The 9745-nt window shown below is 68.6% G+C and carries 9 protein-coding genes; 8 read left to right on the top strand and 1 reads right to left on the bottom strand.

The window, feature by feature from the left end; genetic code table 11:
• The first annotated feature begins 117 nt into the window (after positions 1-117).
• Positions 118-1071 carry a hypothetical protein gene (locus tag A6A27_RS37190; RefSeq protein WP_073839349.1) on the top strand — a complete coding sequence of 318 codons (954 nt, stop codon included), beginning with the start codon at positions 118-120 and terminating at the stop codon, positions 1069-1071.
• A gap of 378 nt (positions 1072-1449) precedes the next feature.
• On the opposite strand, the gene A6A27_RS37200 is transcribed toward A6A27_RS37190, so the two are convergent.
• Entirely contained in the window at positions 1450-2058 is a 609-nt protein-coding gene (locus tag A6A27_RS37200) for a hypothetical protein (RefSeq protein ID WP_073839351.1), read from the bottom strand.
• A gap of 699 nt (positions 2059-2757) precedes the next feature.
• Here A6A27_RS37200 and A6A27_RS37205 point away from each other — a divergent pair.
• The 7 genes from A6A27_RS37205 (at position 2758) to A6A27_RS37235 (ending at position 9709) form a co-directional block, all read left to right on the top strand.
• The gene (locus A6A27_RS37205) at positions 2758-3477 is read left to right on the top strand and encodes an alpha/beta fold hydrolase (RefSeq protein WP_073839352.1); all 720 of its coding nucleotides are present in this window, start codon (positions 2758-2760) and stop codon (positions 3475-3477) included.
• Positions 3478-3769: 292 nt separating this feature from the next.
• The gene (locus tag A6A27_RS37210; RefSeq protein ID WP_073839353.1) at positions 3770-4300 is read left to right on the top strand and encodes a transposase; all 531 of its coding nucleotides are present in this window, start codon (positions 3770-3772) and stop codon (positions 4298-4300) included.
• 193 nt (positions 4301-4493) lie between these two features.
• Positions 4494-5597, top strand: coding sequence for a tyrosine-type recombinase/integrase (locus A6A27_RS37215; RefSeq protein WP_158074129.1), 1104 nt, complete (start codon positions 4494-4496; stop codon positions 5595-5597).
• On the top strand, positions 5581-6510 hold the full coding sequence (locus tag A6A27_RS37220) for a tyrosine-type recombinase/integrase (protein ID WP_073839355.1): 930 nt from the start codon (positions 5581-5583) through the stop codon (positions 6508-6510). Before A6A27_RS37215 ends, A6A27_RS37220 begins: the two co-directional genes overlap by 17 nt.
• The gene (locus tag A6A27_RS37225) at positions 6507-7493 is read left to right on the top strand and encodes a tyrosine-type recombinase/integrase (RefSeq protein ID WP_073839356.1); all 987 of its coding nucleotides are present in this window, start codon (positions 6507-6509) and stop codon (positions 7491-7493) included. The genes A6A27_RS37220 and A6A27_RS37225 overlap by 4 nt, the downstream gene beginning before the upstream one ends.
• Before the next feature lie 71 nt (positions 7494-7564).
• The gene (locus A6A27_RS37230; protein WP_073839357.1) at positions 7565-8047 is read left to right on the top strand and encodes a transposase; all 483 of its coding nucleotides are present in this window, start codon (positions 7565-7567) and stop codon (positions 8045-8047) included.
• A 489-nt stretch (positions 8048-8536) separates the two neighbouring features.
• On the top strand, positions 8537-9709 hold the full coding sequence (locus tag A6A27_RS37235) for a glutathione-independent formaldehyde dehydrogenase (RefSeq protein ID WP_073839358.1): 1173 nt from the start codon (positions 8537-8539) through the stop codon (positions 9707-9709).
• Positions 9710-9745: the final 36 nt, after the last annotated feature.

Consider the following 9745-nt stretch of genomic DNA (forward strand, 5'->3'; position numbering starts at 1 on the left):
CCCGTTCGGCCCCTGACCCGGCGCGGCTTCCCTGGGCGTCCCGCGCCGCGGAACCCATCCGGTCGGCATCGATCAGGTACGATATGTTGGCCGGTCGGTCATGAGGGGGCGTGACGTATGGGTCGTCGACGGAGGATCACGTGGCGGCATGTCGCCGCCGCGCTGCTGGCGCTGACCATGGGAGCGGTCGTCCTGCCGGCGCCCGCGCAGGCGGTGGACTACCCCGGCGGGCGGCGCATCTACAGCGTCGCGCTCGGGGCCATCCCTGCCGCCGGCGCGCCCGCCACCGGTCCGGTCTGGGTCCGGCTGGCGACCTACTACTTCTTCGGCAACGGCACGGTGACCGAGAGCTTCTGGTACTGGAACCGGGCCACCGTCGTCGGGGCCGCCGGCACGGGCGTCCGGACGACCGGCTGCACCGGCCACGACTGCGAGGTGCGGACGGCCGCCGGGTTCCAGCCTGGTGGCGTCGTGAAGTCCCTGAGCGGCACGTACACCAACTCCGGTGACAGCATCACCATCACCTGGAGCGGGGACGTCCAGGAAACCTGGGCGGTCAGCCAGCCCGCCAGCGACCTGGCCCGGCTCGACTTCGTCAGCTCCAACTACGGGGTCACCGTCGGCTGGGGCTTCGGCAGTTCCGCCTCGAACGACGCGTACACGCCGGTCAGCAACATCCCGCTGGCCCAGTACACCGGCCGGTACGCCGGCTACAGCGGAAGCACCGGTGCCGCCGGCCCCAGCGGGATGGACCTCCGCTCGTTCGCCCGATGCAACGGGAACTGCCTGAGCTGGCTCAGCCCCCCGACCGCCACCTGTTCGTCCTGCCCGAACGGCGCGACCTCCGCCCCGATCCGCTACTACCTCGCGGGATCGGGCCGGCGGAACTTCTACGAGCACTGGTGCACCTGCTTGACGTCGAGCACCTGCTACACCGGTGGTTCGCACCGCAAGCCGCAGCTCCAGGTGATCGGCGACACTGGGACGTTCCACGGGTGGGTCGGCGTGGAGGCGTCCAACTCCACGGCGAACACCGGCTACTTCGCGGTGCACTTCCACGTGAACGTCTGACCGGCCGGGGGCACCGCCCGGCTCAGGTCAGGGTGGTCAGGTCCAGGGGTCTGCCAGGCGGTCACCGTACGCCCGCGCGACGCCCTGAGCCATGCGCCGCATCGTTCGTCTCAGGGATGGCCGAAGGAGGAAGTGCAGACCGAAGGCGGCGTCGTACGATCCGCGCCAGATGATCGTCGTTCCGCCATCCGGCCTCTCCCTGAGCAGGACCTCCGCGCGGTAGTTCTTCAGGAATGGGTTGCTCACGCCGTGTTCACACGATTCTCTGCTCGTCGTCGCCGAGGGCCAGGTCCAGGCCGTCCAGGTGGACCATCAATGACCAGCGTCGGCAATCCGGCCGAGGTGTCTTGCTGAGCGTCACGCTGGCCCCAGCAACGATCAGCCGCTCAGCCAGATCGAGGCTCGCTTGATGTACGCGAGTTGTGCGGCGAAGGCGACCAGCGCGACCACCACACCGAGCGCGATCGCCAACGTGGCGGATCCGCTGGCCAGTCCGGTCAGCAGGGTCGCCCCCAGGCCGATCAGCAGTCCGTTGATAGCGCCCACCATGGCCGCCGTGGTCAGTAGCAGTTGCCAGCGAGAGGCGCTGCTGCCAACCGCCGCCGCGATCGTCCGCGTGTCTCCCCCGCCGGCCACCGCATCGGCGAAGAAGTCCTGATCACCGGCGAACTGGCGGTGATAGTAGGCGCGGATGCGCTGGATGCGCTTGAGATCCAGCGAGTTCTCCACCATGCTCTCCACCAGCCGGGCGAAGGTCAGCAGCCCGGTGATTATCAGGGTCGGCAGCACCGCGCCGAGGTACGGCTTGACCAGGTGTCCGCTGCTGGAGACGAAGCCCAGCCCGATCAGCGCGGCGGACAGCAGGGACAGGAACACGGTCGCCCGCCCGACGGACTCGGTGATCGTGGCGCTGCGCGAGGTCTGGAGCACGAAATGCTCGGTGGTCAGGGCGTTGAGCAGTCCCTGCTCGCGCGCGTCCTGGTCCATGCCACCGCCCCCTCCGGTGCTGCCCGCCCCTCATATTAGGGAAGAAAAGGCTCTTCGCCTGGTCAACCACACTGTCCGAGCCTCTGCTGTTCAGGGCCGGCCACGGTGACGGACGACAAGACCACGCCCGATAATGGGCGGGGTAGCCCGGGACTCGTGGACCCGCGAAGCATCGCACGTCGCTAGAAGGTCAGCCGCCGCTGTCCGCTCGTGCTGTGTAGTAGATGAACTCCTGGGAGCGGTCGACGTCGTTTGACCCGATGCCGACGGACAGAGTGACTCGGCCAGACGAGTCGTGCTGCGTGCGGGAAGTGAGGTTGCGCCCGCCAGGTGCCCTTTCTGCCAGGGTGAGTTGAGGCCAGCGCAACCAAGAACCCTGACTCCTTCATACGAGTACGGTTGCGGGACATCGCGCGATGTCATCAGATGTCGCTTTGCACATTGCTGAGCATGACCCCCGTGCCGCCTTGTGCGGTCTGGTCTCGGCCGTCGCTGCTCGTCTGGCTGCTTCCTCGCTCCTTCCCGTCCGTTCTCGACTGGCCGGACCGCGCGCGTTTACGCCTGCGCCGAGGCGGTATTCGCGGCTGACTGCACCTGATCGGGGCGGCGGCCACAGTCAACATGCGGGTATCCGCCGTGGCCCAGCGGGCCAGCCACGGGCAGAAACGACCACGCCACGCAGTAGGGAAGGAAGCCAGCATGAACGGCAGACCACGCATTGTCCTGGTCCATGGCGCATGGGCCGACGGCTCCTGCTGGAGCGGCGTTATCGAACGCCTGCAGGCCGAGGGCTATCAGGTGACGGCCCCGCAGTTCCCCCTGACCTCGACGGCCGACGATGTCGCCCGGCTACGCCAAGTCCTGACCTTGCAGGACGGCCCAACGATCGTGGCCGGGCACTCCTACGGTGGTCAGATCATGACCGCCCTCGGCACCGACGCACCGAACGCGGTCGGACTGGTGTACATCGCGGCCTTCGGGCTGGACCAGGGGGAGTCGCTCGGCGCTCTGCTGTCGCAGGGCCCCACACCGCCGGCGCTGGAGCACTTGTTCACCGACAAGCAGGGCTTCATGTGGCAGCCGCAGGACGACTTCGTCCAGCACTTCGCGGCCGACGTCGACCCGGTCCAGGCCAAGGTGCTGCACGCCGTGCAGCAGCCAATTGCCAGTTCAACCTTCTCGGAAGCGATGGGCGTTCCGGCCTGGAAATCGCTACCGTCCTGGTACCTCATCGCCACGCAGGACCAAGCGATCCCACCGGACGCGCAGCGCATGTTCGCCAGCCGCATGGGCGCGACCACCAGCGAAGTCCCTGCCAGCCACCTCGCGATGGTTTCTCACCCCGACGAAGCGGCACAGCTCATCAAGACGGCAGCCGAAACCCGGACCGCAATGCCGGCAGGTCGAGCACGCAGATGACAAAAGCCACAAGCAGCGGTGGAGCCCGCTGTGCCGTACGGGGGTCGCAGTGCCGCGCCCGGGTCAACCGAACCCGGCAAACAGTTCGACCGTCCGCCGCTTCCCAGGTCAGCACCCTAATGTGGTGTCCGTGGGCTTCTCCTGAGTGCCCGTTGAACAACCAGGTCAGCGTGGGTGGGCGCAGCTGAGGTGGTGAAAATCCGAATAGGTTTCGGTGTGTCGTGCGGACACGAGGTGGGGCCTTCGGGTACGGCAGTGGTTGTCGAAGCCCCACCGCCCCGAAGGCCCCACCGTGTCTTTCTACCTGGTCTGCGGCCAGGCCGCTGCCGCACCCCCGCCTGCCGCGTCCGAGCACCTGCCCACCGCCCGGCCCCGCCGCTACCCGTCCGACACCAGCGACGTCGAATGGGAGCTGATCGCCGCGTACCTGCCCGCCGGCGGCAGCGGCGAACGGGGTGGTCGCCCGGTGACCTACCCGCGCCGTGACATCGTCGACGCGATCCGCTACCTCGACCACAACAGCTGCGTGTGGCGCGCGCTGCCGGTCGACTTCCCGCCCTGGCCGACCGTCTACCACTACTTCCGCACCTGGGTCCGCGACGGCACCCTCACCCGCCTGCACGCCGGCCTGCGTGAACAGATCCGCACCGCCGAAGGCCGCAACGCCACCCCATCCGCAGCGATCATGGACTCCCAGTCCGTGCGCGCGGCCGAGACCGTCGCCAAGACCAGCCGCGGCTACGACGCCGGCAATTATCTGGGTCGGTTGGTTATGCCGGGCCGACCCGGATCGGGGCTGGTCCTCGACGGCATGGCTGGTTGATCTGGCGGCATAACGAACGCCGGGTCTCCGCTGCCTCCTTCATTGGAGCTTCTCGAAGGAGGCGTGTGTCATGGTGACGCAGGGCCGGTATCCGGTGCGGCCGAGTGGGCCGCTGGCCGAGTGGGTGCATCCGTTCCGGGAAGAGCTGATCCGTCGAGGGTTCAGGGCGCGGACGGCTCAGGACCATGCTTATGTGCTGGCGCATTTGAGCCGTTGGCTGCAGCGGGAGAGTCTGGATCCGGCCGAGTTCGGCGCCGAGGGGATCGCGGCGTTCGCCGTGGCGCGTCGGGATGGCGGGTATCGGCGGTGGCGGACAGTGGAGTCGCTGCGGTTGATGCTGGACTATCTGCGCGGACATGGTGCGCTGCCGGCCGAGGAACCGCGGATGGTGGGTCCGGTCGATGAGGTGCTGGAACGGTATCGACTCTGGCTTCGGCGCGAGCGCCGCCTGGGCGAGCAGACGGTTGGCTTGCGCCTGTTGTGGGCTCGCAAGTTCCTGTTGGCCCAGGTCGTCGATGGGAGCCTGGGGCTGGACCGGCTTGATCCAGATGCGGTGACCGGGTTCGTGCTGCACATGTCATGGCGGTATTCGACAGGGTCCATGAAGACGGCCACCTCGGGTCTGCGGTCGTTGCTGCGGTTCCTGTTCGTCGCCGGGGACGTCAATCGTGATCTGCCGTCGGTGGTGCCGTCGGTGGCTGGGTGGCGGTTGAGCGCGTTGCCGGTCGGTGCGGACGACGAGGCGGTGGCCGCGCTGCTGGCCTGCTGTGATCGGGCCACCGCGGTCGGGCGGCGGGACCTGGCGGTGCTGTTACTGATGGCGCGGCTGGGGCTGCGGGCGGTGGAACTCGCGCGGCTGCGCTTGGATGACGTGGACTGGCGCGGCGGTGAGCTGGTGGTCCGGGGCAAAGGCGGCCGCGTCGATTGGATGCCGCTGCCCCACGACGTGGGCGCTGCGCTGGCCGACTACCTGCGGCACGGCCGCCGTCCCTCACGGTTGCGGGAGGTGTTCCTGCGCACGACCGGCCCGGACGCCCCGATGACGCGGCAGTCGATCGTGATGGTGCCGCGCCGTGTCTCGCAGCGGGCCGGCATCCCCGTCGTCGGGGCGCACCAGTTGCGGCACCGGGCCGCCTGCCGGGTGCTGGCCGACGGCGGATCCCTGGCCGAGGTCGCCGAGTTGCTGCGGCACAACGATCTTGCGACCACGGCGATCTACGCGAAAGTCGACCTGGCCGCCCTGGCCGCGGTCGTGCGGCCCTGGCCTGCGGAGGGCGACGATGACCGGGCTGCGTGAGGCGGCCGACCGTTACCTGGCCATCCGTCGGGGCCTGGGCTACAAGCTGAAGATCGAGGGCCGGATGCTCGGCCAGTTCATCGGATTCTGCGATGCCCGCGGGATCGAGCACATCACGGCCGCCGCGGCCCTTGCCTGGGCCACGACCCCGACCGACGCCGACGTTTCCTGGTGGGCGGCCAGACTGACCGTGATCCGCGAGTTCGCCCGGTTCCTGGCCGCATCCGACGAACGCACCGAGATCCCGCCCACCGATCTGCTGCCGCGCACCGGCGACAACCGCATCCGGCCCTACCTGTATTCACCCGCGGAGATCGCCGCGCTGCTGCAGGCGGCACGCAACCTTGCGCATCCGCTTCGCGCCGCCACATTCGAGGCCCTCATCGGCCTGATGGCCACCACCGGCATCCGCACCGGGGAAGCGATCGGCCTGGACCGTGAGGACACCGACCTCGCCAGAGGCATCCTGGTGATCCGGGGCACCAAGTTCGGCAAGTCCCGCCTGGTCCCGCTGCACGCCACGACCGTGGAACATCTCACGGCCTACCAGCGGCGACGTGACCAGTTGTGTCCACGGCCAGCGACCACGGCATTCTTCCTGTCCAGCGCCGGCACCCGCCTGAACTCCACCAGCACCAGCAAGGCCTTCACCCGCATCCTGAAGGCCGCGGCGATCACCGCCGGCGCCGGCACGGCGAAACCACGCCTTTACGACCTGCGCCACACCTTCGCGGTGACCACCTTGACCAGCTGGTACGCCGCCGACACCGACGTCGCGCATCTGCTGCCGGCCCTGTCGACCTACCTCGGACACATCAGCCCCGCGACGACCTACTGGTATCTGCACGCCTGCCCACAGTTGATGACCGAGGCCGTCAAACGGCTGGAAGCATCCTGGAGGGATCCGTCGTGACCAGCCTGGCCCCGATCATGCAAGGGTTCTTCACCGAGCGGCTGGCTCAGCGTCGCGCCAGCGAACACACCGTCGCCGCCTACCGCGACACCTTCCGACTGCTGCTGCGCTACGCCCAACAGCAACTCGGCAGACCACCCGCAGCCTTGGACCTGGCCGACATCGGCGCCGACCTCGTCGGCCGCTTCCTCGACCATTTGGAAGCCAACCGGAACAACAGCATCACCACCCGCAACGCCCGGCTGGCCGCGATCCACTCCCTGTTCAACTACGCCGCACTGCGCTGTCCCGAACACGCCCTGCTCATCCAACGCGTCCTCGCGATTCCCCAGAAACGCGCCGATTCCACCGACGTGTGCTTCCTGACCCGCGCCGAGACCGACGCGCTGCTGGCCGTCCCGGACCAGTCCACCCCGCAGGGCCGCCGCGACCACCTACTGCTGCTCGTCGCCACGCAGACCGGGCTACGCGTGTCCGAACTGACCTCGCTGACCTGCGACGACGCCGAACTCGGACCCGGAGCGCATCTACGCTGCACCGGGAAAGGCCGCAAACAACGCTGCACCCCGCTGACCCGAACCACCGCCCGGCTACTCCAACGTTGGATCACCGACCGACACGCCGCACCAGACGACCCGCTGTTCCCCAACCGCACCGGTGGACACCTCAGCCGCGACGCCGTCGCCGACCTGCTCGACAAGTACCTGCCCACCGCCGCCGCGGCCTGCCCGACCCTCGCCTCCAAGAACGTCACCCCGCACACCATGCGCCACACCGCCGCGATGACACTGCTGCACGCCGGCGTCGACACCTCCACCATCGCCCTCTGGCTCGGGCACGCCAACACGAAAGCCACCGACATCTACCTCCACGCCGACATGGCCCTGAAAGAGAAAGCGCTAGCCCGCACCGCACCACGCCCCCAGGACACGAAGCGCTATCGCCCCACCGACAGCCTCCTGGCCTTCCTGGAAAACCTGTAGTTATCCCGGGCCGACCACCCCGCCGTCAGGACAGACGCGGTCGGCCCGGCATAACCAACCGCCCCAGATAATTGCCGTTATCCCGGGACCGGGATAACGGCAAGAAAGTCAACGGCCGCAAGCGCCACATCGTCGTCGACACCACCGGCCTGCTACTGATCATCCTGGTCACCACCGCCGGAGTCCAGGACCGCGACGCCGCCCGCGCACTGCTGCGGGCACTACGCACCTGCTTCACCCGCGTCGCCAACGTATGGGCCGACGCTGGGTACGCAGGCCAGCTCGTCGACTGGGCCACCGACACGCTCGGCCTAGCGGTCCAGATCGTGCGCAAGCTCGCCGACCAGGTCGGGTTCCAGGTCCTGCATCGCAGGTGGGTCGTGGAGAGGACCCTGTCGTGGATCACCCGCTGCCGGCGCACCGTCCGCGACTACGAGCGCCATCCCGAGCACCACGCCGCGATGGTCCAGTGGGCCATGGTCATCGTCATGACCCGGCGCCTGGCCCGCTACCACCGCACCGGCCGACTCCAACCCGCCATCAGCACCGGCTGACCTGGTTCTTCAACGGACTCTGAGACATGGACACCCTGATGTCGGACGTTGGTCCAGAGGAGGGGGTGTCCCCCGTTGGCGCGTCCATCGATGCAGACGGAAGAGTCTTGGCGTGAGCCCGACGTTTCCCGGATCCCCGAATGTCGGCAACAACGGACCGTACGGTGCGACAGGGCCAATGTCACCGAGGGCACGCTCCGGCGGTGAACATGAACACGTCCAACTTCTACCGAATGGTCCGGGGCGAGATCGACAAATGCCCCGTGGACCGCGCACATGATGACATTGATCAGCGAGCCGCGAGCGGATCGCGGCCTGACCAGCCCTGCCCGGCCGCCGCGCGCCCAGCCCGCCCGCCCGCCATTGAGCACCACCCGTACCGCACCGTTCGGTCCGAAGCGCGCCGTGCGCCAGCGCCAGGATTTCGAGTCGCAGGTGTGGACTGCAGCAACCTGACGGTGGCGGTTCGTCGATGAAGAGGCGTGAGGGATGAGAGCTGTCGTCTATCGCGATGTGCGAAGTGTCGACGTGTGCGATGTTCCCGAGCCGACCGTGCAGGAGGAGACCGACGCGGTCGTACAGGTCACGTCCACGGCCCTGTGCGGCACCGATCTGCACATGTACGACGGGCGAACGGGGGCACAGCCCGGCCTTGTTCTCGGCCACGAGCCGCTGGGTGTAGTCGAGCAGGTGGGGTCCGCGGTGCAGACGGTCCGCCCGGGCACCCGGGTGGTGGTCCCCACTCACCTGTTCTGCGGCATCTGCGCCATGTGCGCCCGCGGCCTGTCCGCGCTGTGCCTGCGGGCACGGACCGAAGGCCCTGGCGCCGCCTACGGCTACGCGGGCATGGGTCCCTACCCGGGCGCGCAAGCAGAACTGCTGCGCGTGCCGTGGGCCGACACGAACTGCCTGCCCGTGCCGGGAGAGCCGGGCGACGCGTACGAGAACGACTTCGTGTTGCTCGCCGACGCGTTTGTCACCGGCTGGCACGCTGCGGCCACCCTCGCCGACGTCCGTGCCGGAGACACCGTCGCCGTGTTCGGCGCCGGCACGATCGGACTGCTCGCCGCTTACTCCGCCAACCTGCTCGGCGCCCGCGCCGTCTACAGCGTCGACCACGTCGACGCCCGGCTGGACAAGGCCGAAGAACTGGGGGCGGTGCCCATCGACTTCCGCCAGGGGGATCCGGTCGAGCAGATCCGCGAGGACCGAGCCCGCCACGGCCTGCCACTGGGCGAGGAGAAGCTGCCGGGTGTGGACAAGATCGTCGACGCGGTCGGCTTCCAGGCCCACGACCGCGCCCACCCCGACCGCGAGCGCGCCGACCAGGTACTCGCCGACGCCGCCCGCCTGGTCAATCCCGGCGGCGCGATCGCCGTCGCCGGCGTCTACCCGCAGAAGGACCTCACACCCCAAGCCGGCGGCACCACCGACGGACACCTCAACGCCCCCTGGGGCACGCTCTTCGCCAAGGGCATCGCGGTACGGTTCGGGCGCACCCACGACCGCCGCTACACCCGGCTGCTGCGCGACATGGTGACCTCCGGCCGGGCCCGACCCGGCACGATCATCACCCACCACGGCAGCCTGGACGACGCCCCCGACTTCTATCGCCGGTTCGATCAACGGCAGGAGATGATCAAGACAGTTCTCCACCCGTGACCGCCTAAGGCGTGTTTCATAAGCCGGTCAGAGCCA

The organism is Micromonospora sp. CB01531 (genome assembly GCF_001905095.1).
Taxonomy (GTDB): Bacteria; Actinomycetota; Actinomycetes; order Mycobacteriales; family Micromonosporaceae; genus Micromonospora.

Excerpts from the sequence above, each read along its gene's own strand:
- A6A27_RS37190 (WP_073839349.1), top strand. The coding sequence starts at position 118 with ATGGGTCGTCGACGGAGGATCACGTGGCGGCATGTCGCCGCCGCGCTG.
- A6A27_RS37200 (WP_073839351.1), bottom strand. The coding sequence starts at position 2,058 with ATGGACCAGGACGCGCGCGAGCAGGGACTGCTCAACGCCCTGACCACC.
- A6A27_RS37220 (WP_073839355.1), top strand. The coding sequence starts at position 5,581 with ATGACCGGGCTGCGTGAGGCGGCCGACCGTTACCTGGCCATCCGTCGG.
- A6A27_RS37235 (WP_073839358.1), top strand. The coding sequence starts at position 8,537 with ATGAGAGCTGTCGTCTATCGCGATGTGCGAAGTGTCGACGTGTGCGAT.
- A6A27_RS37205 (WP_073839352.1), top strand. The coding sequence starts at position 2,758 with ATGAACGGCAGACCACGCATTGTCCTGGTCCATGGCGCATGGGCCGAC.